Genomic DNA, 24,496 nt, shown 5'->3' with positions numbered 1-24,496 from the left:
CTCCTGTCATGACAATAGCAGCGGCGGCGGAAAGTGTTAGAAAGGGTTATCGAAAAGTAGAGATGCGTGTTCGCTGGTTGTTCTCTGGCTTTGGAAGATCAACCTGATCTTAATCTTCTGTTTAACTGATTTTAACTATTCTGAGGTTAATTTTTCCAACAGAAAATATAAATCCCTCTGTAGATAGATATTGGGACTTTAACGCTAATATGTTAATTTGATGTACAAGATTTTAGTTTTCTTGTTTTATCGAGGGGCTGTTTATGCCCGATTAAACAGTCATCAATCGGCGATCGCGAATTTTAATCAAGCCCTGAAAATTAATCCTGAAAGTTCCGAAGCTTATTTATTGAGAGGAGAGCAATATTTAGGAAATAAAGATTATAGTCTAGCCCTCTGGGATTATACTCAGGTAATTAAATTGAATCCCAATAATACAAATGCTTATTTAGATCGAGGCTATATTTATCGAGAATTAAATGAAACAGAAAAAGCGATCGCTGATTTTCAGAAAGCATCGGAATTATTGGGAAATAGTGGAGATGCTAAGACGCAACAATTAACCCTATCAATTATTCAAGAATTAGAAGCTTCTCGCCCGGTCATTATTGTAGAAGAAGATGACGATGATCATGATCACAAGTTAAGACGGAAGAAAAATACTTATTCTACTTCTACGAGTTCGAGTCGGAGTCGCAGTCGGAGAAGACGATAATACACTTAAAACCCACAATTAGGGTTAATTGACAGTCGCCAAGTCCGGTGAAAACCTGAACCAAAGGTATCATAACTATAGCCTAATCGATAGGGAAAATGCCCCAACGGAACCGTTTTAGGATCACTTTTCTCGTAGGTCATATCACGAGGATCAATACGCCAACCCACTGCTTTTTCAAATTGTTCATAACGGTCTTCAAGCTTTTCTGAAGAATGACCGATGGATTTTAAAATTTTACCTTGAACACTTAAACCAAAGCGCCCCTTGGAATATTTTACCCATAGCTGATCAATTCCCTGGAGTTCCGAACAGGGAATTTCAGAAATTACCAAAGGCGCCGGAACATCAGGAGAATTTTCAATCGGAATTCGATAAACTTCAAACAATTCTAAGGTTTTCCAGTCCGCTTTTATCCATTCACCCATCGCTAACGCATCAATAACACCACAGTATTTAACTCGATGGGTGATGGAGGCGACCCCATTCCAAACCCCCCCACTGACACCATTTCCGGTGGTAGCGGGTAAATGTCCATCGGGAGCTCTATGGGAAAAATTCAGTTGATCGTATTTTAGCCACTGACCTCCCCGACGCCAACCCACGCGATCGCCAAATTTCTCAGCCATTCCCGGGGTATAGTTACCAATTATTCCTCCTAAAGATGTCCAAATTTTTTCCTGTTGACTAAACCCAAACCGACCATCACTATAATAATTCCACAATCGATTTATTGTTTGTAAATCCTCACAAGCTAAACCTTCGACATCAGCTTGACTTAACCAACCTTCAGCTTGTCGGTTACTCAGTTTGAGTAAAATTTTAAAGGTTTCTTGATCCGCTTCTTTCAAGCGGTTTTCCCTTAAGAATTGTTTGAGTTGTTGATAGTGTATATTGGCATTTGATGTGAGTTCAAAAACCGGATCGGGTTTAGGGGATGGAGACGAGAACAGACAAGCCTGAAGACCCCAGGAAAACATCACTACAATCCACAAATATCGCCAAGTTGAAGATTTTTTTAACATAAGCTGGAATCATGATATTATCAATAATAAGATTCAGGAGGTATTGAGTCAAGAATTATGTCTTTTTTGAGAAAAGGATTGATCTTTTTCCTGACATGCTTAGTCTGTTTTAGCGTTAGTATTACCCATCATTTTCATTTTTCTCCGGTTTCTGCAACGCAAATCACTATTATTGCTCAAATTCCAACCGTTAATTTAAGTCAACTGCCAGCAGAAGCCCGGAATACTTTAAAATTAATTGAGCAAGGAGGCCCTTTCCCTTACCCCGAAAAAGATGGCTCAACTTTCTTTAACCGAGAAAAATTATTACCCAATAAACCCAATGGTTATTATCGGGAATATACTATACCCACTCCAGGGGAAAGAAGTCGGGGAGCTAGGCGCTTTGTCGTCGGTAGTCAGGGGGAAATTTATTACACCAGCAACCATTATCAAAGTTTTTTTAGGGTTTTAAGACAATGAATCAAATATTAAACCTCATACAAGGTGAAAGTCAACCGAATATTTATCAGTTTCCCTTAGATATTTCTCCAGAAGAATTATCTCAACTTTGTCAAGAGTATAGCTGTGAGTTATTTTATTTTGACGGCAGCACAATTAACAATAAAGCTGATTTTCTAAAAACAGCCAGCACGGTGATGAATTTACCTGAATATTTTGGCTATAATTGGGATGCTTGGGAAGATTGTCTAACTGATCTCAGTTGGTTTGAAGCGTCATCTTATTTGATTGTTTATGATCAATGGCAAAATTTCGCTGAGAATTATCCTGATGATTGGCAAATCTTAAATGATATTTTTTCAGAAGCAATCACCTATTGGTTAAAAAGAAATAAGCGATTTTATGTATTATTAACCAGTCCTTAATCCTCCTTATCCCCTCGTTGCTAGGTTACACATAGCAATGCTATTTTGCAGGCTCCGCCTGCTGTTTACATTCCCAAGGGAAATAGGGAAGACATAATGATTGATTTATGTTATCGTTTATAATTAGTAGATACATTTTGTATATACTCAATCATGCAGTTTGAATGGGATGTAAACAAAAATGCTCAAAATCTCAAAAAACATGGTATTAGCTTTGAAGAAGCTCAAGAAATATTTGACGGACTTGTTTTTACCGCCATTGATGAACGTTTTGATTACGGCGGAGAGATTCGAGAAATTAGTATCGGTGCAATACAGGGTGTTGTTATCGTGACCGTAGTGCATACTGAAAGAAGTGGAGTCATCCGAATCATATCTGCAAGAAAAGCTACTCGTCAAGAAAGAAAAACCTATTATGACTATCTCGCAAAAACGACTTAAAGAGTTAGAAAATCTCCCAGAAAATGCGATTGACACATCAGATATACCTGAATTAGATGCCAGTTTTTGGGAAAAAGCTAAACTCGTTAAACCGATTACCAAAAAAGCTATTTCTTTAAGAGTTGATAGTGATGTTTTAGATTGGTTTAAAAGCCAAGGAAAAGGCTATCAATCGATGATGAATTCCGTACTACGTTCTTATTTTGAACATGAGGTAAACACGACTAAAGAATAAGTCATTACTAATCAATACCTTGGTTTAATTAGGAGAATTAATAGAGTTAAATATCAAACTAATTTAGATTATTCTCAACAGCAAGTTATCAAGAATGATCCTTAATCCAAGTAAAGATGAGGTAATAATAATGGAGTTTTATAGCGTTGTTCTTAGGAAAAGTTCAGGATATTGGGTTGCATTATGTTTAGAAAATGGAATTGTTGCTCAAGGGGACAATCCTGAACAATCCATTAGTAAACTTCAAGAAGCGATTGAATCTTTTTTATTAGTATGTGAAACCGAGGAAAAAGTTGATCAATCTCCTATTTCGATTTTAGAACTTCATGAATTTTTAACTATTGATGAGGATAATAAATCAAATAGTTATGAATTAAGGAAGGTTTATGCCTAAAAACATCCCTTCATTAAAGCCGAGAGAATTGATTAAAATTTTAGAAAAAGGTGGATGTAGGTTTGATCGAGAAGGGAAAGGAGATCATTGCTTATATATTCGTTTAACTCCAGAAAGTAAACATATTGTTCCTATTGATATGGGTGCGAAAGAAATGTCACCTGCTTATGTATTAAGGATTTTTCGGCAATTTGGCTTTACTGATGAAGAAATCGATCAACTGTTAAAATAAAACCCAACTTTAAATCTTTTTAACATATTCTTTTAACAGAGGATTCACAATAAAAAATGTCACGTTATCTTGTTCTTCTCTGACCACTAAAAAACGCCTGATTAGAGATTGAATAGTATTTAATAACTCTGAATTTGATAGTTTAGTCTGAGTTGCAAGAGACTGTAAATTCATGATTTCTGAAGAATGAGAAAGAACAGTAATTACAGTTTTTTCCTGGGGAGATAAACGTTGAAAATGTAGCTTAAGTTGCTCTTGCAGGGAGTCGCATAAAATCGGCTCATCATAGTACAAAAACTCAGTTACTCTACTATTAAATAATTCTTGAATCAGAGTTGCTATCATTCCTAACCATAAAGGGTTGCCTTGATAAGTATTAATTAAGATATCCCATGTTTCAGGATTAGATAAATTTTTATCTCTAAAAATATTTTGAGCAGCTAGACCTAAACTTCCTAATATCAAAGTACGAACAGGAAGATTTTCAAATTCAATTTTTTCAATTTCTCTAGGTTTTTCCCAACTGTTTAAGATCACGCAACTCTGATGACAAACCTCGGCAATTTTTTTATAAAATAGTTGATAATTCTCATAACCAGATTGATAGTGACCTGCCAATTGTCCCTCAAAAAACAGCATTTGGATATCATCTAGGATGAGAAGACAGCGATATTGACGCAGATAATTAAACAGTTGAGAAAGTTTTGTTTCTAGCTTTAAAGGAATTTCTATTTTATCTGGATTGCCGAATATTTCTAACAAGTTCGTTAAGGTTTCATCTAGGGTAGGAGCAAAACCAAGGCTGCGATAAATTATATAATCAAAGTTAGTTTTAATTTCATCTATCAAATGAAGGGAAAGGGTTGTTTTGCCAATTCCACTTAAACCTAAAAGGGTTATTAACTGAACTCCATCTTCTATAATCCATTTTTCTAGGGTAGAAAGTTCTTGAGTGCGATCGTAAAATTTTGTTATTTTTGGTGCGTCGTTTAAATCGATATAGGGTTGATTAGGAGTTATTTCAGGATCATTTAGATGGGATTGCTTTTGTTGTTGAGCTTTAGCTCTTTCTGATTCAGAACAAATATTAATATGATGAACTGTAACTGTCTCACCAACAATAGCTGATGAAATTTTATTCTTATAAATTTTCCCTTTCTCAAATATAGCTCTAAAATTAGATTTTTTAACCGTTTCTCCTAACTCTTCAGAGATCATTTTCCATAATTCTGAACCGACCCATTTAACATGACTTTCACTGGCATAATGATCTTCAGCAATTTCCGAGTATGTACAGTTTTGTATAGTACCTCGCAGAATCGCTTGTTGGAGATGATCTAAGTGTTTTCCTGTCTTGGTAAAAATGAGATGATCTGCCAGTTCTAGGACTTCTTCAATATCCATAACCCAAGAAGATGTTAAAGGTGATCACATTTTACCCTACTTTTAATACTATTCGTACTTTGCGTACTTTTGCAACTTTGTCAAAATTCCTACTTTTCAGACTGACATTGATTTGAGTCTAACCTATTCTTAAATTAAAATTGAGTAAAGTAAAAATGAAAATATGGATATAGAAACTGTACCTGTAAAAATGTCGGATATTAGGATTCCTAAGAGAAGCGAACTTAATGAGCTTAAAATACGCGCATTAGAAAATTCTCCTAATTCGCTATCCAGTTTGCTTCATGACAAAAAAGAGCCTATTGTACTATACAGAGGAACACGACCTTACGAAATTTGTAATGGGAGACATAGAATTTATCTAGCTGCTCAACAGGGGATTAAGGTAATCCCAGCAGGTTTTAATTAATCAGCGACTGCCTTTTTCTGATGCAAATATTCAGATTTTTAGAAAAAGGCACTCTCAATAATCCCTGATTTCTAGGTAGAACCTAACAATACTAGATTCCACACTCCGCCTGCTGTTTTTTAATCGGAAGCAGAGCCTCTTTTTGCATTTATTAAGTCCTATTATCAAAATTTAAAATTTACAGCCGAATTTTTAGCGATTATTTCCAAAAATAAAACAACCTTGTGATTTACTTATGTCTCAGTTAATTCAATGTGCTCGATGCGGAAAATTATTTGACAGTAGTTTAAGAAGTTGTTTTCACTGTGGTGAAACAAAATTTAGATATGTTAATTGTAAAAAATGTCAAACAGCAATCCCAGAGTTTGAAGCGCAGTATTGGCAAATCCTTGACTATCCTTCTGACACTACAAGGAAGGTACCTATCGCTCTCTGTAAGAGTTGTAAACACAAGGCTCCAGAAATTATAAGTGATCTAGATGTCATATTTAATTCTGTTAAATTTACTTGCCAAACTTGTAAACATAATTTTACCAAGACTGCTAAATTTTGTAGTGAAGATACGAGGAGTAATAGTCGTAATGTCCATGCTCGTATCTGTTTAAACCCAAAGCTTGAAGATATGATTAGGTCAAAATCCGAGCTAGAAGATATGATTAATTTACCACGAAATTATGATGTTTGGAAATTAACTCCTGTTAGAAGTCATCGCTATCCTTTGCGTATCCAAGATACTGCCCAATGTCCTAAATGCGGTGGCCAAAGTGTTTCTACTTTGATGGATTATCCTTATGTTCGATGTAAATTTTGTGGAGGACTTACAGAAAGAAAAAATAGTTTTGTTAAATCTACTTATTTAACTAGAAAAAGATTTAATGAAAACACAAGTTGGAAAAATAGAAAATATTATTCTATTTATATAGATGGTTATTTGAAAGTGGAACCTTACTTTTTAGATTATTATCATAAATTTTGTTATGATTTTTCTCCCGAAGAACCATTGGTATCATTTGACGAAATCAACTTTTTTATATCTAAATACTATTCTAAAAAATGTCTTACAGAGAATTTTTACTTTGCTATAAGGTGCATTTTATATTATTCCCTGACAGGTATAATTTTAAGAAATCCTATTTATTTATTTTTAATAGGTAGTGCTTTGGTATTTTTCGATTATAGCGTTTTTTATAAAGAGCAAATAGACGAATTAAAAAAATACAATAAATCGATTGATATTCAAGAAATATATTTTATAGTTTCATTATATCATCCTGATGAACCTATTAGCTTTCCTAAAGTATGAATGGACAAATGAGCCAGAATCAAGTTCCCGAAATTATTCAAGGTCGCACTAATGTATTTGAAGATTTAGGCTTCGCACCTGAAGAAGCTCTCAATCTCAAAATTCGCGCTGATCTCATGTTAACAATTAAACATTTTATTCAGACAAAAGGATGGACTCAAAAGCAAGCTGCTGTATTTTTTGGTGAAACCCAACCTCGCATTAGTGATTTGATGAATGGCGATATCGAAAGATTTAGTATTGATAAATTAGTAATAATGATAGCTAAAGCAGGTATGGATATTCGTGTTGAAGTCAATATAAAAGCAGCCTAAAAGTTCTGTTAATCTCGTTGCTAGGTTCCACCTAGCAATACTATTTTGCAGGCTCCGCCTGCTGTTTTAATTGGAGGCAGAGCCTCCTACTTTAATTCCCTGGTAGAACCAGGGAATCAGGGAATTAGGGTACAGAATGATTGGGTTGATGTTATCGTTTATAATGAGTAGATACATTAGTTTAATCAGGAGCGTTGATATGGTTGTTCTTGATATAGAAAATATTAGAGATACAATTAAGGGGGTAACAATTCCCTTGAAATCATACCCTGATGATTTTCTGGGATTTTATCAAAGGATTAACAACAGTATTTATGCTGAAATAAATATCATTAAGCAGTTACATGGGATTGATTTAATTATTGTTGAAAATTTGTATAAAAATTATTATCGGTCAGAAATTAGTCCTCATGTCATTATCCAAAAACATGAACAGGAAACAATTAATATTTGGATTTTAGGCAATTTTGAGCCTGAGAATCAAATTATTTGGGAATTATCAGAAGTTTTTGCAGACTTTTATGTTGAATTCTTGTTAATGCCTATTTTTCATATTTTTAACTATGCTGATATTAATTCAGAATTAATACAGGAATTTAAACAGGGAATTATTGTCTATGAGTGCGAAGAAAATTTATCAAGAAATAGCGCAACGGTATATGGAGAGTGCTAAATCGAGAAAAGTTTCTCTATCCTGAGTTTCAATCTGATGATAGTTATAAAGCACCTCATGAGCAAATTACCATCACTCAGGCTAGATTATTAATTCAAGATGTTGATAGAATTGTTAATCAAATTATAAATCTAATTTAATACTATAAATCCAGTCACCCCTTTAGACGTACAATAGAAGAAATGAACCAAAACACTAACGCGGGGAAAGAATTGTCAGAATATCCTGACATTTTCCCCCCTTTGTCATGCTCTATCTGAATTGGAGACTTTAAACAGTGGTTGCACAATATCCTGACACTTACGAAGCCAAAACACAAGAGATTGCTAAACAACTTTTAGCAGCGACCCAAGAGAAAAAGCGCTCATTGTTCGGACAGTTACAAGACCAAATGCGCTTTGATGATAAACTCATGGACTGGGCAATGTCAAACCCCGGTTTACGAGTGCAATTGTTCCATTTTATTGATTGTTTACCCGCATTACGAAGTAAACCAGAAATTGCAGCCCATTTACAAGAATATCTGACCACAGAAGCAGTCGAACTTCCTGATGTTCTCAAAAAATTACTCAATTTTGCTAACCCTGACTCCCTCCCCGGACAACTAGCGGCGACAACGGTAGCGCCTGCGGTAGAAACCTTAGCCCAAAAATATATTGCAGGTGCTAATATTCCTAAAGTTATTAAAACTTTAGAACAGTTACGCAAAGATAAAATGGCGTTTACGGTTGATTTATTAGGGGAAGCCGTTATTACTGAAACTGAGGCACAATCTTATCTCAATAATTATTTAGAATTGATGGAAAGTCTCAGCGATGCGGCTAAAAAATGGTCAACTATTCCCCAAATTGATGAAGCCGATGGACAGCCCATTCCTAAAGTTCAAGTTTCCGTTAAATTAACGGCATTTTATTCTCAATTTGATCCCTTAGATGCAAAAGGAAGTGAAGAAAAAGTCGGAGAACGTATCCGAATTTTATTGCGTCGGGCGAAAGAATTAGGGGCGGCGGTGCATTTTGATATGGAACAATACGCCTATAAAGATTTAACCTTCAGCATTTTAAAAAATCTGTTGATGGAAGAAGAATTCCGCAGCCGCACGGATATTGGCATGACGGTGCAAGCTTATTTACGAGAGTCTCAAAAGGATTTAGAAGGCATTATTGAATGGGTAAAATTACGAGGTTATCCCGTTAGTATACGATTGGTGAAAGGTGCTTATTGGGATCAAGAAACCATTAAATCGATGCAAAATGACTGGCCCCAACCTGTTTATAATGATAAGGCCGCAACGGATGCTAATTTTGAACGATTGACTCAATTGATGTTAGAAAATCATCAATATATTTATTCTGCTATTGGTAGCCATAATGTTCGTTCTCAAGCCAGAGCGATCGCCATTGCAGAAACCTTAAATGTGCCTCGTCGTGCCTTTGAAATGCAGGTTTTATATGGCATGGGCGACCAACTCGCTAAAGCCTTAGTTCAAAAAGGATATCGGGTGAGAATGTATTGCCCCTATGGAGATTTATTACCCGGAATGTCCTATTTAATTCGGCGGTTATTAGAAAATACGGCCAATAGTTCTTTTGTGCGTCAAAGTTCAGAAAATCGCCCTGTTGAAGAGTTATTATCTGCCCCTAAAGATAACCCGAATAGCAATATTTTTGAGACTTGGAAACCCGTATTTCCAAATTCAGCCGATACGGATTTTTCTAATGCTGCGTTACGGGATAAAGGGTTACGGGCGTTAGAAATGGTGCGTCAACAATTAGGACAAACCTATCAACCGTTAATTAATGGTCAATATATTAATACCGCCCAAATGATAGACTCCTTAAACCCCTCTAACCCCTCAGAAATTGTGGGGAAAGTCGGGTTAATTAGCGTTGAACAAGCGGAAACCGCCATTCAAGCCGCGAAAGCTGCCTTTCCAGCATGGCGGCATACTCCAGTCCGAGAACGGGCAGGTGTGCTACGAAAAGCCGCCGAACTGTTTGAACAACGGCGGGCGGAATTATGTGCTTGGATGGCGTTTGAAGTCGGAAAACCCCTACATCAAGGGGATGCAGAAGTGTCCGAGGCGATTGATTTCTGTCGTTATTATGCCGATGAAATGGAACGTTTGGATCAGGGCTACCAGTATGACACTGCTGGCGAAACCAACCGTTACAACTATCAACCCCGTGGCATTTCGGTGATTATTTCCCCCTGGAATTTCCCCCTGGCCATTCCCGTTGGGATGACGGTCGCATCCTTAGTTACGGGGAACTGCACGTTATTGAAGCCTGCGGAAGTGTCATCGGTGATCGCCGTGAAAATTACCGAAGTATTAGTAGAGGCGGGTATTCCGGCGGGTGTGTTCCAATTTGTACCCGGAAAAGGCTCAACGGTGGGTTCCTACATGGTACAACACCCGGACGTTCACATGATTACCTTCACGGGTTCCCAGGAGGTGGGATGTCGCATTTATGCTGAAGCGGCACTACTCAAACCCGGACAGAAACACCTGAAACGGGTGATTGCGGAAATGGGGGGCAAAAATGCCATTATCGTTGATGAAAGTGCCGACCTTGACCAAGCAGTGGCAGGTGTGGTGTATTCTGCCTTTGGGTATACGGGTCAAAAATGTTCCGCCTGTTCCCGTGTGGTGGTGTTAGAACCTGTTTATGAGGCATTTGTCAAGCGGTTAACAGAGGCAGTGCGGTCTTTAAATGTGGGGAATGCGGTGTTACCCAGTACCCAGGTTGGCCCGGTGATTGATGCCAATGCTCAACAGAAGATTAAAGAGTATATTGAGATTGGCAAACAAGAAGCAGAATTAGCGATCCAAGTTGCGGCACCGGAAACGGGTTATTTTGTGGGGCCAACGGTTTTTATTAATGTTTTACCGACGGCAAAAATCGCCCAAGAGGAAATTTTTGGCCCGGTTTTAGCGGTGATCAAAGCTCAAAATTTTGAGGAAGCGTTGGATATTGCCAATGGCACTAATTTTGCTTTAACGGGGGGTTTATATTCCAGAACTCCGTCCCATATTCAGAAGGCAAAAGCTGAATTTGAAGTGGGAAATTTGTACATTAACCGAGGCATTACGGGGGCTATTGTTTCTCGCCAACCCTTCGGCGGGTTTAAACTTTCCGGTGTGGGTTCTAAGGCGGGTGGCCCCGATTATTTATTACAGTTCTTAGAACCCCGTCACATCACCGAAAACATTCAACGTCAAGGTTTTGCCCCCATTGAAGGTGTTGAATAACCCCGTTGTTGCGCTTTAGCGCATTAAAAAGCGATCGCTTTTTTTTAAGGGCGATCGCGCTATAATTAATATAGGATTATTGAGGAATTGAAAGAATATGAACCATAAACTCATCGATTCTTTAGTTCAAATCATTTCTTCATTAACACCGGAAGAAAGGCAAACCCTAGAAAAACAATTAGCCAGTCAACAACCCTCAATTCAACAGTCTTTTATTTCTATTAAAGATGATCCTTGCGTGGGAATGTGGAAAGATCGAGAAGATTTACAAGATAGTTCAGCATGGGTTCGTCAAATGAGAAAGCAAGAATGGATGGGTTAGCATGAAGCAAATTTTAATTGATACAGATATCTTAATTGATGTATTTCGGGGAATTGAACCCGCTATTAATCGACTTCAAGATGAATCCCACACAGCCTTGTTGTCAATTAGTGTGGTGACAGAGATGGAATTAATGGTCGGTTGTCGCAATAAATCTGAACAGCAAAAATTAACTGTTTTTTTAAACAACTATGTAATTCTTAAAATTAATGAATCTATTTCGGATCAAGCTGTTGAACTATTGAGGCAATACCGCCTCAGTCATGGTTTATTAATTCCTGATGCGTTAATAGCTGCGACAGCCATTAGTTTTAATATCCCTCTCCTCACTAAAAATCAGAGTGATTATCGTTTTATTACAGAAGTAAATTTGTTACCTTATCCTTAACTTTAATGAACGCCGTCATATTACCAAAAACATTCAACGTCAAGGTTTTGCCCCCATTGAAGGTGTCGAATAACTTCGTAGTTGCGCTTTAGCGCATTAAAAAGTGATCGCCCTTTTTAAAAGAGCGATCGCGCTCTAATTAATATAAAATTATTGAGGAATTAAAAGAATATAAACCATAAAATCATCGATTCTTTAGTTCAAATTATTTCTTCATTAACACCAAAAGAAAGACAAAGCCTATAACAAGAATTAGTGGAAAAATCGAGAGGATTTAAAGAATTATAGTAAACCTAATGGTCAATAATAACTGTAAAGACTTGACGATACATTGAATAAATGGTACAATTAAAATAAATTCAGAGAAGTTATTTGGTAAGACTATGAAAAATATAATTGAATTTAAAGATTATGTTCCATTTAATCTCAATACGGAATCTGCGTACTGATACTGCAAAATATCCTGATGTGAAAAAGCAGATTGATGATTGGTATGCAGTTGTCAAAAAAGCCAATTGGAAGAACTTAGAAGATGTTCGTAAAATTTACCGAGATGCTGAAGCCGTGAGTAATTTTACTGTATTTAACATCAAAGGTAACAATTATCGATTAATTGTAGGTATCGACTACGAAGAACAGATCGTTTACTACAAATATTTTCTGACTCATGCCGAATATGACAAAGGCAAGTGGAAAAATGACCCTTACTATTGATAAAACTGTTTATAGCAATCTGTTAGCTGAAGTCACTCCTCAAGTGATTGAAACGGAGGAGGAGTATGATCGTATTTTAGCCATTGTTGAACGATTAACCTTTGCTAAAACTCGCACCCCTGAAGAACGAGCGTTATTAAAATTGCTGGTTCAGTTAGTTGAAACCTACGAATCAGAACAGTATCCCATCGATGAGTCTACACCCTACGAGATCTTACAACATTTGATGGAAATGAGTGGAACTTGTGAAAGCGATTTAGTTGGTGCTATTGGCTCAAGTGATGTTGTCTCTGAAGTTGTTAATGGTAAACGTTCTATTAGTAAGGTGCAAGCAAAAGCACTGGCTGATTATTTTCAAGTTTCGATCAACTTATTTATTTAGTTAAATTTTAATTCAATCTTTAGTGGCACTTAAGTGTGAAAACAAGGGAGCGATCGCGCTATAATTAATATAAGATTATTGAGAAATTGAAAGAATATGAACCATAAACTCATCGATTCTTTAGTTCAAATTATTTCTTCATTAACACCAGAAGAAAGACAAAACCTAGAAAAATGAAGCTCAATCTAACCTACTTTTTATAGTAAAATTAGAATTCTGGAATATCCAAAATATTTGCTTGTGATAGTAACCTTCGTTCCTCAACTCGCTCTGGACGATTTATCTGTAACAATTTTACGGTCACTCGTGCAATCGCAGTTAACGGGATAATTTCGCCTTTTTCTAATTTAAAATGCTCCCGCCAGCGATCACGACGAGGATGATACAATCTCACAATTTCCCCATTCATGGGATCGATTGAAGCCAGATCGCTTCCTTTATATTTGTTGCAGATTGTACAAGCCAACGCCAAATTATTTTCGTTCGTTTGTCCGCCGTGCTTTTCTGCAATAATATGATCGATTTCATGGGGTACAAAAACAGAAATTTCTGGCATCAAACAATACTCACAAGCAAAATTAGCGCGATTACAAACCAAGCGTTTGAGAGCAGCAGAAACATAAGCCTTACTCATTTTTTAGCTGTGTTAAGTTTTAGCAATGCTTTAGCCTTAGCCACCCGCACCAAATGTTCAATATATTCATATTGTTGCCATGATCGTTCCTCTTCAGCCGTCAACCCAACGGTTCTATTTTTTTCTAGCAAATTGTTAATATGTTGTTGTAATGCTTCCGACGGCTTCAACGCCAAAATTTCCTCTGGAGTCGGAAGATTTGCCAGGAATTCTAATACATCTGCCAACCCAGAAAATCCAGATTGAGCATCTGCACTCCATTCCCGCAAACCCAGTTCTAAAATTTGTGTTAACTGCTCTTGCAGTGGACTTAACCGCATCGCCAATTCATCGGGAACTTCGACTTTAATCTGCATGATCGAGCTTTGCAACACTTAAAGAGAAATGTAAGTTAATTATAGCATCTTAGTAAATTGTATCAGAGGCGATCGCATTCCAACACATGAACCAGTCAGAAAAGCGATCATTCTTTTTAAGGTAAACGGCGATCGCAATTGATAATTCAACTCTGCTTAAATAAAATGATAAAACCTTCTTGTTGAAAGTGCTTATCATGGGTTAAAACTTCAGTAATATTAAGTTGATTCATCGTTACCATAGAAATACAATCTGTTAAACTGTATCCTTTATCAAATCGTTGACTAAATAACTCTAAACCTGCGGTAAAAGATTGATGGCTTTGAGGAATAACAGTTATATTCTGATCAGCGAGAACTTGGGTAATTAACTGAAAAACTGCTTTTTTCATAGGGGATGGAAAAGAGGCAAAAAAATTAATCGTTTCTATTAATACTTCTTCTGTTGTCACCAATTTAATATTATTGAGATTGCGACTATAATCTCTAACGGACTGATGCCATGAGTCAGCCACATTAATTAAAGCGACCCAATAAAACGTATCGACAAAAAGAGTTTTCATAATTCTTGATGGAGGTTTTTAGACAAGTAAAAATCATGATTTTCTGCCCCGTCTTTTGGTAATTGACTTATAACTTCTTCAGGAATATCTTTAATAATATCATCTGCTACTTCCCAAATGGGTTTATAAGCTTTCTCAGTCGGTTTAACAGTTTGCTTAAGAGAGCGAATGAAATCTAATACCTCATCCAGTTGAGAAGGGGTAATTTGTTCTAATTCTTGTAGAATTACTTCTTTGGTTGTCATAGTGTTTTTATTGATTAATGTAAGTTAATTATAGTATCTTAGTAAATTGTAGCAGAGGCGATCGCATTCCTACACATGAACCAGCCAGAAAAGCGATCGCTCTTTTTGAGTTAAAGGGCAATCCCACCCCGTAGTTGAGCTTTAGCGCATTAAAAAGCGATCGCTCTTGTAAAAAGGGCGATCACATTATAATTGAAAAAAAAGGTGGATAGCTCATGAGACAAATGATCGCCTATTCAGGTGAAGATGCGTATTAAGTGGTTGAATGTCTGAGTTTACCTACCTTGTTTTTTTTAGGTAGATAACGTATAATCAAACTTGAAGCTAGTTTGAAATTGGTGCTATGAAAAACCTACTGATCCCACTAGGTACTTTATGGAAAGCTTACAAAGCTCATGGTGAGATGGCTTTTAGAGATGCAGCCCTATTGTTAGGATACTCTCACGTTGAGATTAGAAATTTTTTATATAAAGAAAGTTTGATCAAAAATGGCTATTTTTCAATAGCTGAAACCAAGAGTGCTTCTCTACAACTATTATTTAAGAATTATCCAGACAATTTTATAGAAGCTGCTTCTCACTACGGTTACTCTCCTATAGAAATTAAAAGGTTTTTAAAATCACAACAGCCAGTAGATTTAATTGAGCAAAACGATAAACAAAATGATCAACTTCAAGAGCAGTATGCTAGTTAATAGGAGTTTATCAACTTATGAGCGACGAAGTTGTTAGTAAGTTAACTTACTATAATGGTTATATCTTTAGATCACTTTTAGAAGCTAAATGGGCAATTTTATTTGATTATTTGAAAATTCAATATCAGTATGAAAGCCAGAGATTTGATACAAAATATGGCTGGTATCTACCTGATTTTCATTTAAAGAATGTAAATTTATGGATAGAAATAAAACCAAAATTTCCTTCAAGTGAAGCAATAGATAAAATTCAAACTGTAGCTGATCAAACTAATTGTTTTGCCTGCATTTTAATATCATTTCCTGAAATTGACCTTTTTGGAAAGGAATGGCAACCAACTCAGTCTTTTGTCTTTCTCTTTAGTCCAGGGAGTAAAAAATCTGCACACATATCAATTAATCAAATCTATAATTTTATTTTTAATTCACCTATAAATAAAAATCAATATTTCATGGGATCTTGTTTGACAACAGCTATATATAAAGCAAAAGCATATAGAAAAAATGAATTAATAAGTATAAAAGAGATTTTATTAGAGGTTTTGGAAAAAGAAGGATTTTTAGATCGATACTCACGACATAGAGAAATTAATGAATCAAAGTTATCAATCAATAATGAATTATCTATTTTTGAAGAATTAATAATTGATAAACTCTTTTGGCTTAGACAAGGTATTAATAATAAGCCGAGACCAAACTAGAAACCGACTTCATGATAATAAATCTTAATTGATGTATCTTTTCTATTAATATTGTAACATAAATGAAACTGCTGTTAAATCGATTTGTTTCCAATCCTGAAGTAGTTCATTAATTTGTTCAGGACTGTTAAAATTTCCTGTAAAATAATGAAAATCATGAGTATAAATATTTAGAAAGAAGTTTAGAATTGTACAATGATCTTTAACTCCAAATCCTAATTCACAATCAACTCGCCAGTTATCAACAGTTGTAGCATATTCATATAGGGCTTGGGATGCTAATTGAGTTTCTTGAGAATAGTTTTTTGCTAAACGTAAAAAATGACTCGGAGACTGTGCAACCTCACAAAATAGTTCAATGGCTTGAAAGGTTAAATCAGTGGGTTTAGATTTCCACTCTGTTAAAGATTGGCAAATATTGATTGCTTGTAAAAATTTATTTTCTAATAAAGTGTTCATAGATTTTAACGTTGATTAATTAAGTAGACCAGGGATGCTGTTCCTCTAAGCACGTTTCAATATAAAACGCAGTGTGTTTAGGATCTTTTAACAATTCAAGAGAAAATTTCCCCCCACCCGCTTAACATAGAAAATACCTATTCCACGTCTTTGTGACGATGCAATCCTGAACTTTTCTATCCTTTTCTAGCCTGACTTGCTGAGAAAGATTGTATCCCGTCACAAGAAGAATTTAAAAACTCCTGAACTTATCCCTATCGACGGTTTGACGGTTATAGAACACACTTAAGGTATAGATGGATAGATGAAATTGGGTTTATTGGAGGGGCAAGACCATGATGAGAACCGTTTTGGTGGTTGAAGACAATATTATTAATTGGAAAGTCTTTGAACGAATTTTAACAAGACGGGGTGGGTTAGTGGCTAAACACACCGAAGATGTGGAAACCGTGATGCAAATGGCGGTTAATAAACAAGCCGATCTAATTTTAATGGATGTGTCTTTAACGAATAGTTATTACGACGGGAAAGCCGTTGATGGGATTAAAATTACCCAAATGTTAAAAGCCAACCCAGAAACAGCAAAACTACCCGTTATTTTAGTCACTGCCCATGCGACAACAGGTGATCGAGAAAACTTTTTAGCCCAAAGTGGTGCTGATGATTATATTCCTAAACCTGTTGTTGATCATAAAGCCTTTGTCGAACAAATTAAATCTAAATTACCTGTAGACGATTAAAGGTGATGTTAATTTTTTAACGCCTAAACGTTGTCAACATCATGATCTTACCAGAGTGCATTATTCTTCAACATGAAGCAGCAAACCCGACAACTTCTGGCGAACGTTTAGTCGAACTTGCTCAACAAAGTATAGAATTAGCGCGACTGGTTGCCAATAATTCTAATGCCCCCCAGAGGTGTTAAAAGCCTTGGGAATGAGTGTGGACGTGGCAACTCGCCATCTGGTTGCGACTAATCCAAATACCCCTGGAGAAACCTTACTTGAATTACTCAATGAGTTTCCTAAACCGGTTTTGAGTAATTCTCAGTTTTCGATTTTATGTTCAACAGATTCCCCATTATTATATCAAATTCCCCTCTCAACGATTTGTCTTTTGGTTCAGTTGAAGACAGCCCCAGATAGTTTTTTTAATGGGCGGCTAACCATCCAAATCCCAATGTTTTAGCTGTATTAAAACTTTCATCAAATCCTCATTGATTCACTGAGAAATCAGGGAAGACTGAATTTCCTCTATCTCCCCCTTAATTTAATCCCTTCAGTCCTCAATTTCACACTAAATTAGTGGTATTGAAAGGTTAAATATAGACTTTTGTACCTCTAATAATCCTTGTTTTTTATCCTTCATCTTTTCTCTAAATTTAACACCATTTTTATGAATCCTAATCACACAAAGGGGTAGTATTATGATGTCAGGGTTTAATGAATCTGTAAAAAAAGAATTAATTGATCGAGCAGAACTCTATCACAATGGGTCGGAGGATAGCAATTATTTAGATCAGTTATTTCAACTAGAGTTACTCCCTAATTTTATGATTGATGGATTAAATCTTAACGGAAGAGTAAATAATATTCGCTATTTAAAACCATCACTAAGCTTGTTGGAAGCACCTCTTAAAAAGGTAGCAAAAAAAAATAATTTTTTGGATATCTTAGAAATTGCTACTGATTGTAATAAACCTGGGCTATTATGGAAACAACTATCAGAATGTTCCCATGAAAATCGTCTGTTATTAGCGGCTCATTCCCAGACCCCAACGGTAATTTTACAAGGGTTATTATATGATATTGAAGCCCAAATTAGGACAATTGCTGCTCAATCTTTAGCTCAAACTCCAGAAGGAGTAGGACATTTAATTGCCTATTATGCTAAAACTTCCCCTCCGGTGATTCGTGCGATTGTTTTATTAGATTCTCAAACGTCTCCATCACTCTTATCAACAATAATAGAACAGGTTCAATATTCTAATTCTTGGTTGGTTAAATATGCGATCGCTCAACACCCCAATACCCCCATTTCTGTCTTAAAAACCCTAGCTATTGATCCTCATTCTCAAGTTCAGGAAGTAGCTAAACTTCAATTACAAGGGTATTCAAAATCATCGATCATTCCTGCTTAAACTATTATAGCAGAATATCATTAATTATCCCAGGACTTCAAGATGATAGAAAGCAGTCTAGTGTAGAGACGTGCCATGGCACGTCTCTACGTGAAATTTGATGATGATCAACGGTTTAAAAGTTGTAATTCCTCTCGAATAGATAAGGGTTGATATCCTAAATTAAACGCTTTAGAACTTTCTAAAGAAACATCAGGAGGACGGGGTGCAGACATTTTAATCTCTGCTTGAGAACAAGGTTTAATCAAATCAGCAGGAAGCTCTAAAATCTCAGCCATGAGTTTTCCCAATTCATAACGAGAGAGACGTTCTTTCCCGCCTAAATGAAGAATTCCTTGAGTTTTTTCTAACGCTAATAATAATCCCTTTGCTGCGGTTGTTCCACTCACGGGAGTTCTAAATTCATCGACAAATAACTTTAACTCTTTTCCGTCTTTTAGAGCTTGAATAAACGGTTGAATAAAATTGGTTGCATGGGGAGGAACATTCCCAAACATTAACGGCATTCTGCAAATTGCTGTTCTGGGGTATCGTTCTAACATTCCCTGTTCAGCTAATACTTTTTGCTCTCCATAATAACTCACTGGAGAAACCGGATCAGTTTCCCGATAGGGTGGATTTAACCCATTAAAAACTAAATCTGTTGATGTAAATACACAAGGAATATTTAAATCTGCACAGAAGTTAGCAATTAGAAGGGAAACTGTAACATTAATTTGATGAGAGAGTTCAGGATATTGTTGACAAAAATTGGGTTGAGATTGAGCCCCCGCATGGATCACTGCATCCGGTTGTATCTCTTGAAACATGGTTTTAAGAGCTTGCTCATCTGTTAAATCAGCTTGAATTAAATTAATATTAGGAATATTAATAGTTTTAGAATGGGTAATTCCATAAACTTGCCATTGAGCTTGAGCCAGTTGGCAAAGATGCCATCCCAAAAAACCGCTTGCTCCTGTAATTAATAGTTTATTCATAACAGGTAAAATTAAAATTAAATACATTAATAAAATTGGCTTTAGGGGCAAATTCTGATCGCTTTCTTCCTCTATTAATTGATTAGAATCAAACCCTGATAATAATATTTTACATTATTTTTTATGAACAAGATACCTTGAATCAGCCAACTAGGATAAAATTGAAAATTAAGAATAACCCGAAATCTCATTCAGTCAACCGAAATAGAAATCGTTATTTTAATGATTAATCCCCATGAACGAATTAACCCTAACTTGGACAGAAGCAGGTCAGTCCTGTACCCGAACCCTGAATGATCAATACCCCACCCAACATCCGGGAATGGTTCGCATTGGACGAGATCCAACACGTTGCGATATTGTATTATCCCATCCAACGGTATCAGGATTACATATTGAAATTTATTTTAATCAAGCTAAACAGAATTTCTATTTGAAAAATCTACGAGATACAAATCCTCCTTTAATTAATTATCAAAAGTTAATAACGGGTGAAGTTCTTTTAAGCCTCGGCAGCCATATCCAATTAGGACAGCAACAACTGGAAGTTACCGCAGTTTCTTTAGAACCTTTTTTAATTCCCCCAACCCAATTATTTTCCCCAAATGAACCAAACTCTCAAGCAATTTTTTATCCAAATCCTGTACAATATGGTTTACAGTGTCCCAAATGTGATCACGTTTCCTCTTATCAACAGTTAAATTCAGGGTGTCCTTGGTGTGGAACGTCGTTAGCCTCAGCAATTAGCGTGGTTTTATCCACTGAACATTAAACTATAACCCTCGAAATCGAAACTAAAAAACGGATGCAAATTCGACTGAGTTGGCAAAACTTAGAAACAGGAGAATGGCGAACCCCAGTTCTAACGCCTCCCATCGCATTAGGACGGGTTTTTGAACGAATGCCTTCTACGGTTAATGGAGAACGAGTTTCTCGTCTTGTTTTAAATGGCGAAAGAGTGTCCCGTTTTCATGGGTTAATTACCTGGGAAAACGGAACGTTAATGTTAACGGATACGGGAAGCCGTAATGGAATTTTAGTCAATGGAATTCCTCAAACCCGTTGTGTGCTTCAAGATGGAGATCTCTTACAAATTGCTCACTATAATATTACCCTTTCTTTAGTCACCAATTCTTTTAACACTCTCCCCCAAAACCAATCTCAAATTTCGTTTTCTCCGCCTACGAAATTACCGGATACTGATCTCTCATCTTCCACGGTTTCATCAGCAAATCGAGAAAATTTCCCGCCTCAATCTTTTGTAAATTCCTTACAAATTTCTGTACAACAATTACAAACCCTAGGATTACCAACGGATGAAATCGATTATCTCACGATTGGGGCAGGATTAGGAAGTTTTATCTGGGTAGATTTATTAAGAATTTCTGGGATTAAATCGAATCAAATTATCGCATTAGGGATAGATAATAAACCCTATACCCATTATCAACAATTGTGTTTAAATTCTCAAATCCCTCCCCAGGAACGGTTACGCTCAAACTCTGATTCTTGTCCCGATAATATTTGGGGATGGCCGAGTTATGCCTTACGCGAAGCTTATACAGAAGCCAGACAAGGGCAATTTTTAACAGCCTTAAAACTGCTGTGGCAAGTGTTTGCAGAACCTACCTTTGCCGAAACCTATACCCCCCGTTCAGGAGATGTTTTTAATTCAATTGATCGAGAAGCGCATCGAATTCAGTGGTCACAAATGTATCGTTATGGACGAGTCAAAAGTATTCGGAAAATGACCGATGGCCGTTATGCGATCGCCTATTCCCGTTCTACCGAAAATCGTCGAGACCATGGCTTTATCCTCGCTAGATATGTTCAGATTGCCACAGGCTATCCAGCCATTCAATTTCTCCCGGATTTACAAGCTTATCGAGAACAAACTAAAGATTTTAAAACCGTTGTGAATGCCTATGAAAATCATGACTATATTTATGAGAAGTTAGAACAATCAGGGGGAACCGTAATTATTAGGGGTCGAGGGATTGTTGCCTCTCGAATTTTACAGCGACTTTATGAAGCTAGACAGAAAAATTCTCAAATCCAAATTCTTCATTTAATGCGATCGCCTAAAGCCCAAGGAAATCAATTTGAAAAGGCAAAACGAACCGTTGAAAATCATTTTGAATTTCAACCCTTTAACTGGCCTAAATCTTGTTGGGGAGGTGACTTACGGCAACAATTAGAAGCTGCTAACCCTCAAGCTCGGTTAAAACTTTTAGAACAGTGGGGAGGAACAACCACCGCCCCCCGAAAAGATTGGCAAAATATTGTTAATCAAGGGCTGCGCCAAGGGTGGTATCGCATTACATTTGGAACCGTTGAACGAGTGGAACCCACGCCTCAAGGTCGCACGTTAACCACCATTCGAGAACATGGGTTAAATGCTAACCTTCAGTTGGAAGCCGATTTTATTATTGATGCCACAGGATTAGATGCCAAAGTCAATACAAATCCTTTCTTAAATGATTTAGTGACGCATTACAATTTACCCTTAAATACTTTAGGACGCTTGAGTGTTGCCAATGATTTTGAATTAGTAGAAATGCGAAATTCTAATAGTTCTGGAGAGGGTTTTGGGGGTCGTATGTATGCCGTAGGTGCAATCACTTTAGGGGGGCCCTATGCGGCAGTTGATAGCTTTTTAGGGTTACAATATGCTGCCTTAGTTTCTGTTGAAAATTTAGCTTCTCTTTCAACACCAAGCTTACGCAAATTGACGGGATGGCACTCCCTGTGGCAATGGTTCAAATGGGTTAATAATCAACCCCCTAATTAAAAAAACACGCCCAACGAATGAAGGGCGCTTGCCAGGGTGCATCTACTTATGATCTTGAGTATAGCTTAATGATGGGTATAACCCCTCATATCGCTTAACAAACTGTAATCTTTTGAGGAAGATAGGGCAATATAATCTTTATCTTAGAGAAGATAAGGGCCAAAACCCCTGGAAGTGACATCAATCACAAGATAGTTTCCGAAGAATCACCTACGCAACGTTAATCAATCACTACTCTAATTTGACAAACGGGGGATGATAAAAGTGTCGAGTTCAATCTCTAACCATGATGCCTAACCTTAATCTTTTACCCGGTGCGATTATAGAAATGCTGGCAACCACAGCCCATACCCATTCCTTAACCCAAGCTGACCGCTATGGATTGATGGCTGCAATTTTAGACGAATCCTTATCCGAAGAAGAACGCCGATGTATTGACCGGATGTTGAGATCACTCCTTCGGGGAAAAATTGAAATCGTTAATGAAGTCTCTGCACTTGCCTAAATTCAACCTGAAATCAATAATAGAGCCATGTTTTGTGAACTCGACAAACCCAGAACATGGCTCTAATTTTTTGATCTCAAAAATTATTTCTATTCCTGTTCCCTGTTCCCTGTTCCCTGTTCCCTGCTATAGAATTAAACAGACCCTCATTGCGGCTAAATATGTTTCCGAGTTTTCTACCCCAGTCTGTACAAAGGTTAACTGAAGCAACTTCTATCGCTTTTGCTCAAAATCTCAAATGTAAGGCAATTTCTACCCCTCTACGAGAGCAACCGATTCAAACGGTCTATATTCATCAAGGAACGGGAGGAACCCCCATTTTATTAATTCATGGGTTTGATAGTTCTTCTTTTGAATATCGGCGATTATTGCCGTTGTTAGCCACAGAGCAGGAAACCTGGAGCTTAGATATTTTAGGTTTTGGATTCACAGAACGGGGCGCAGAATTTCAGTTTAAGCGATCGGAAATTGTGACTCATTTATATTCCTTTTGGGAAACCTTAATTAATCAACCTGTTATTTTAGTCGGAGCATCAATGGGGGGTGCAGTTGCGTTAGATTTTGCCTTATGGTATCCCGCAGCCGTGAAATCCATCGTATTATTAGATAGTGCTGGAATGAAACCAGGGCCAGTGATGGGTAAATTTTTATTACCTCCCTTTGATTATTTAGCGACAGAATTTTTGAGAAATCCTAAAGTTCGTCAAGCCATTAGTGAAAGTGCTTATTTTGATAAAAGCTTTGCGTCTTTAGATGCTCAACTTTGTGCTGCTTTGCATTTAGAAGCGATGGGCTGGAATCAAGCGTTAATTCGGTTTAGTAAAACGGGAGGATATGGAAAGTTTGGTAATGAGTTAAATGATATTCAACAACCAACCTTGATTTTATGGGGAGATAATGATAAAATATTAGGAACGGCTGATGCTTATAAATTTGAAAAAGCCATTCCCCATTCTCAATTAATTTGGATTAAAAATTCGGGTCATGTTCCCCATTTAGAACAACCTGAAATTACAGCACAACATATTTTAGATTTTGCCAAAAATTTAACTCCCTAGGCATAGGTTAGGCTGCTCTCGCCGGAAGATCCTACTTCTGGCAACTGAAGGGAGAGCAACAGTAGCTAAAAAGCTAATAATTGTTCATGTTAGGGCAAATACCTATATATATTGAGCTAATCTTCTGTGAGGTGTTCGATGTTGAGCAATATTACAATCTTGAACACAACAGCAATGATCGCTGGCAATGGCAGGTTTATGATCGTTTGGATCAGTCAATTCGTCTCCATAGGAATGAAAAACCAATAAGGTGACTAATTGAGAAATAGTTTACAGTGGATCAAGGTTTCCAGGGTTTAGTTG

35 protein-coding genes are annotated in these 24,496 nt (G+C 36.7%); 27 read left to right on the top strand and 8 right to left on the bottom strand.

From position 1 onward, the window contains the following. The first annotated feature begins 220 nt into the window (after positions 1 to 220). A complete protein-coding gene (locus tag PL9214_RS00340; protein WP_072716865.1) occupies positions 221 to 715 on the top strand; it encodes a tetratricopeptide repeat protein in 495 nt (164 codons plus the stop codon). Positions 716 to 720: 5 nt separating this feature from the next. Here the strand turns inward: PL9214_RS00340 and PL9214_RS31920 are convergent, their stop codons facing one another. Next, positions 721 to 1,740, bottom strand: a complete 1,020-nt coding sequence (locus PL9214_RS31920; protein ID WP_072716864.1) for a GUN4 domain-containing protein — start codon at positions 1,738 to 1,740, stop codon at positions 721 to 723. Positions 1,741 to 1,797: 57 nt separating this feature from the next. Here PL9214_RS31920 and PL9214_RS00330 point away from each other — a divergent pair, with 57 nt between their 5' ends. The 6 genes from PL9214_RS00330 to PL9214_RS00305 all read left to right on the top strand — a co-directional run bounded on the left by PL9214_RS00330 (position 1,798) and on the right by PL9214_RS00305 (position 3,908). Further along, positions 1,798 to 2,202, top strand: coding sequence for a guanyl-specific ribonuclease (locus PL9214_RS00330; protein ID WP_072716863.1), 405 nt, complete (start codon positions 1,798 to 1,800; stop codon positions 2,200 to 2,202). Then, positions 2,199 to 2,606: a barstar family protein gene (locus PL9214_RS00325; RefSeq protein ID WP_072716862.1), complete on the top strand. Its 408-nt coding sequence runs from the start codon at positions 2,199 to 2,201 to the stop codon at positions 2,604 to 2,606. The genes PL9214_RS00330 and PL9214_RS00325 overlap by 4 nt, the downstream gene beginning before the upstream one ends. A 153-nt stretch (positions 2,607 to 2,759) precedes the next feature. After that, positions 2,760 to 3,047 carry a BrnT family toxin gene (locus PL9214_RS00320; RefSeq protein ID WP_072716861.1) on the top strand — a complete coding sequence of 96 codons (288 nt, stop codon included), beginning with the start codon at positions 2,760 to 2,762 and terminating at the stop codon, positions 3,045 to 3,047. Beyond that, a complete protein-coding gene (locus PL9214_RS00315) occupies positions 3,022 to 3,282 on the top strand; it encodes a BrnA antitoxin family protein (protein WP_083579835.1) in 261 nt (86 codons plus the stop codon). Before PL9214_RS00320 ends, PL9214_RS00315 begins: the two co-directional genes overlap by 26 nt. A gap of 130 nt (positions 3,283 to 3,412) precedes the next feature. Further along, positions 3,413 to 3,676: a type II toxin-antitoxin system HicB family antitoxin gene (locus tag PL9214_RS00310; protein ID WP_072716859.1), complete on the top strand. Its 264-nt coding sequence runs from the start codon at positions 3,413 to 3,415 to the stop codon at positions 3,674 to 3,676. Beyond that, on the top strand, positions 3,669 to 3,908 hold the full coding sequence (locus PL9214_RS00305; protein ID WP_072716858.1) for a type II toxin-antitoxin system HicA family toxin: 240 nt from the start codon (positions 3,669 to 3,671) through the stop codon (positions 3,906 to 3,908). Before PL9214_RS00310 ends, PL9214_RS00305 begins: the two co-directional genes overlap by 8 nt. Positions 3,909 to 3,917: 9 nt before the next feature. Here PL9214_RS00305 and PL9214_RS00300 read toward each other — a convergent pair whose 3' ends face one another. Further along, positions 3,918 to 5,312: a helix-turn-helix domain-containing protein gene (locus PL9214_RS00300; protein ID WP_072716857.1), complete on the bottom strand. Its 1,395-nt coding sequence runs from the start codon at positions 5,310 to 5,312 to the stop codon at positions 3,918 to 3,920. A gap of 163 nt (positions 5,313 to 5,475) precedes the next feature. Between PL9214_RS00300 and PL9214_RS00295 the strand changes: the two genes are divergently transcribed. The 10 genes from PL9214_RS00295 (at position 5,476) to PL9214_RS00255 (ending at position 13,070) form a co-directional block, all read left to right on the top strand. Continuing rightward, on the top strand, positions 5,476 to 5,721 hold the full coding sequence (locus tag PL9214_RS00295; protein WP_072716856.1) for a hypothetical protein: 246 nt from the start codon (positions 5,476 to 5,478) through the stop codon (positions 5,719 to 5,721). Between the two features lie 235 nt (positions 5,722 to 5,956). After that, positions 5,957 to 7,024 (top strand): hypothetical protein, encoded by a 1,068-nt coding sequence (locus tag PL9214_RS00290; protein ID WP_072716855.1) that lies wholly within the window; start codon positions 5,957 to 5,959, stop codon positions 7,022 to 7,024. After that, entirely contained in the window at positions 7,021 to 7,338 is a 318-nt protein-coding gene (locus PL9214_RS00285) for a helix-turn-helix domain-containing protein (RefSeq protein WP_245824125.1), read from the top strand. The genes PL9214_RS00290 and PL9214_RS00285 overlap by 4 nt, the downstream gene beginning before the upstream one ends. A gap of 199 nt (positions 7,339 to 7,537) precedes the next feature. After that, the gene (locus PL9214_RS00280; protein ID WP_072716854.1) at positions 7,538 to 8,011 is read left to right on the top strand and encodes a hypothetical protein; all 474 of its coding nucleotides are present in this window, start codon (positions 7,538 to 7,540) and stop codon (positions 8,009 to 8,011) included. Then, entirely contained in the window at positions 8,005 to 8,151 is a 147-nt protein-coding gene (locus PL9214_RS31025; RefSeq protein WP_186440268.1) for a hypothetical protein, read from the top strand. Before PL9214_RS00280 ends, PL9214_RS31025 begins: the two co-directional genes overlap by 7 nt. 137 nt (positions 8,152 to 8,288) lie before the next feature. Then, positions 8,289 to 11,264: an L-glutamate gamma-semialdehyde dehydrogenase gene (gene pruA / locus PL9214_RS00275; protein ID WP_072716853.1), complete on the top strand. Its 2,976-nt coding sequence runs from the start codon at positions 8,289 to 8,291 to the stop codon at positions 11,262 to 11,264. A 97-nt stretch (positions 11,265 to 11,361) separates the two neighbouring features. After that, complete coding sequence (locus PL9214_RS00270) at positions 11,362 to 11,586, top strand: hypothetical protein (RefSeq protein ID WP_072716852.1); 225 nt, start codon at positions 11,362 to 11,364, stop codon at positions 11,584 to 11,586. Between the two features lies 1 nt (position 11,587). Next, a complete protein-coding gene (locus PL9214_RS00265; protein WP_072716851.1) occupies positions 11,588 to 11,974 on the top strand; it encodes a type II toxin-antitoxin system VapC family toxin in 387 nt (128 codons plus the stop codon). A gap of 411 nt (positions 11,975 to 12,385) precedes the next feature. Further along, entirely contained in the window at positions 12,386 to 12,688 is a 303-nt protein-coding gene (locus tag PL9214_RS00260; RefSeq protein ID WP_072716850.1) for a type II toxin-antitoxin system HigB family toxin, read from the top strand. After that, positions 12,672 to 13,070, top strand: a complete 399-nt coding sequence (locus PL9214_RS00255) for a helix-turn-helix domain-containing protein (RefSeq protein ID WP_072716849.1) — start codon at positions 12,672 to 12,674, stop codon at positions 13,068 to 13,070. The genes PL9214_RS00260 and PL9214_RS00255 overlap by 17 nt, the downstream gene beginning before the upstream one ends. Before the next feature lie 208 nt (positions 13,071 to 13,278). Here the strand turns inward: PL9214_RS00255 and PL9214_RS00250 are convergent, their stop codons facing one another. The 4 genes from PL9214_RS00250 to PL9214_RS00235 form a co-directional block, all read right to left on the bottom strand. Then, positions 13,279 to 13,704 (bottom strand): HNH endonuclease, encoded by a 426-nt coding sequence (locus PL9214_RS00250; protein ID WP_072716848.1) that lies wholly within the window; start codon positions 13,702 to 13,704, stop codon positions 13,279 to 13,281. Then, the gene (locus PL9214_RS00245) at positions 13,701 to 14,060 is read right to left on the bottom strand and encodes a restriction endonuclease subunit S domain-containing protein (RefSeq protein ID WP_072716847.1); all 360 of its coding nucleotides are present in this window, start codon (positions 14,058 to 14,060) and stop codon (positions 13,701 to 13,703) included. The genes PL9214_RS00250 and PL9214_RS00245 overlap by 4 nt, the downstream gene beginning before the upstream one ends. A 146-nt stretch (positions 14,061 to 14,206) precedes the next feature. Then, positions 14,207 to 14,623 (bottom strand): type II toxin-antitoxin system VapC family toxin, encoded by a 417-nt coding sequence (locus PL9214_RS00240; protein WP_072716846.1) that lies wholly within the window; start codon positions 14,621 to 14,623, stop codon positions 14,207 to 14,209. Then, a complete protein-coding gene (locus PL9214_RS00235; protein ID WP_072716845.1) occupies positions 14,620 to 14,868 on the bottom strand; it encodes a hypothetical protein in 249 nt (82 codons plus the stop codon). Before PL9214_RS00235 ends, PL9214_RS00240 begins: the two co-directional genes overlap by 4 nt. A gap of 343 nt (positions 14,869 to 15,211) precedes the next feature. Between PL9214_RS00235 and PL9214_RS00230 the strand changes: the two genes are divergently transcribed. Next, entirely contained in the window at positions 15,212 to 15,562 is a 351-nt protein-coding gene (locus tag PL9214_RS00230) for a hypothetical protein (RefSeq protein WP_072716844.1), read from the top strand. Between the two features lie 17 nt (positions 15,563 to 15,579). Continuing rightward, positions 15,580 to 16,263 carry a PDDEXK family nuclease gene (locus tag PL9214_RS00225; RefSeq protein ID WP_072716843.1) on the top strand — a complete coding sequence of 228 codons (684 nt, stop codon included), beginning with the start codon at positions 15,580 to 15,582 and terminating at the stop codon, positions 16,261 to 16,263. Between the two features lie 45 nt (positions 16,264 to 16,308). On the opposite strand, the gene PL9214_RS00220 is transcribed toward PL9214_RS00225, so the two are convergent. After that, positions 16,309 to 16,722 carry a hypothetical protein gene (locus PL9214_RS00220; RefSeq protein ID WP_072716842.1) on the bottom strand — a complete coding sequence of 138 codons (414 nt, stop codon included), beginning with the start codon at positions 16,720 to 16,722 and terminating at the stop codon, positions 16,309 to 16,311. 338 nt (positions 16,723 to 17,060) lie between these two features. On the opposite strand from PL9214_RS00220, the gene PL9214_RS00215 reads away from it, so the two are divergent. The 4 genes from PL9214_RS00215 to PL9214_RS00205 all read left to right on the top strand — a co-directional run bounded on the left by PL9214_RS00215 (position 17,061) and on the right by PL9214_RS00205 (position 18,862). Beyond that, positions 17,061 to 17,462 carry a response regulator gene (locus PL9214_RS00215; protein WP_072716897.1) on the top strand — a complete coding sequence of 134 codons (402 nt, stop codon included), beginning with the start codon at positions 17,061 to 17,063 and terminating at the stop codon, positions 17,460 to 17,462. A gap of 41 nt (positions 17,463 to 17,503) precedes the next feature. Then, a complete protein-coding gene (locus tag PL9214_RS31020; protein ID WP_186440267.1) occupies positions 17,504 to 17,647 on the top strand; it encodes a variant leucine-rich repeat-containing protein in 144 nt (47 codons plus the stop codon). Positions 17,648 to 17,658: 11 nt separating this feature from the next. Then, on the top strand, positions 17,659 to 17,910 hold the full coding sequence (locus PL9214_RS00210; protein WP_186440266.1) for a hypothetical protein: 252 nt from the start codon (positions 17,659 to 17,661) through the stop codon (positions 17,908 to 17,910). Positions 17,911 to 18,148: 238 nt separating this feature from the next. Then, on the top strand, positions 18,149 to 18,862 hold the full coding sequence (locus PL9214_RS00205; RefSeq protein WP_139294917.1) for a hypothetical protein: 714 nt from the start codon (positions 18,149 to 18,151) through the stop codon (positions 18,860 to 18,862). Positions 18,863 to 18,969: 107 nt separating this feature from the next. On the opposite strand, the gene PL9214_RS00200 is transcribed toward PL9214_RS00205, so the two are convergent. Continuing rightward, entirely contained in the window at positions 18,970 to 19,839 is an 870-nt protein-coding gene (locus PL9214_RS00200; protein WP_072716896.1) for an SDR family oxidoreductase, read from the bottom strand. Positions 19,840 to 20,074: 235 nt separating this feature from the next. Between PL9214_RS00200 and PL9214_RS00195 the strand changes: the two genes are divergently transcribed. From PL9214_RS00195 to PL9214_RS00180, 4 genes are all read left to right on the top strand, one after another. Continuing rightward, positions 20,075 to 20,611: an FHA domain-containing protein gene (locus tag PL9214_RS00195; protein WP_072716839.1), complete on the top strand. Its 537-nt coding sequence runs from the start codon at positions 20,075 to 20,077 to the stop codon at positions 20,609 to 20,611. A 33-nt stretch (positions 20,612 to 20,644) separates the two neighbouring features. Beyond that, positions 20,645 to 22,630 carry an FHA domain-containing protein gene (locus tag PL9214_RS00190; protein WP_072716838.1) on the top strand — a complete coding sequence of 662 codons (1,986 nt, stop codon included), beginning with the start codon at positions 20,645 to 20,647 and terminating at the stop codon, positions 22,628 to 22,630. 289 nt (positions 22,631 to 22,919) lie between these two features. Beyond that, a complete protein-coding gene (locus PL9214_RS00185) occupies positions 22,920 to 23,135 on the top strand; it encodes a hypothetical protein (RefSeq protein ID WP_072716837.1) in 216 nt (71 codons plus the stop codon). 161 nt (positions 23,136 to 23,296) lie between these two features. Next, positions 23,297 to 24,193, top strand: coding sequence for an alpha/beta fold hydrolase (locus tag PL9214_RS00180; RefSeq protein ID WP_072716836.1), 897 nt, complete (start codon positions 23,297 to 23,299; stop codon positions 24,191 to 24,193). Positions 24,194 to 24,496 lie beyond the last annotated feature (303 nt).

It is taken from the genome of Planktothrix tepida PCC 9214, from assembly GCF_900009145.1.
GTDB classification, from domain to species: domain Bacteria; phylum Cyanobacteriota; class Cyanobacteriia; order Cyanobacteriales; family Microcoleaceae; genus Planktothrix; species Planktothrix tepida.
Note: the sequence above shows the minus strand (reverse complement) of the source record. Positions and strands in the feature narration are given on the sequence as shown.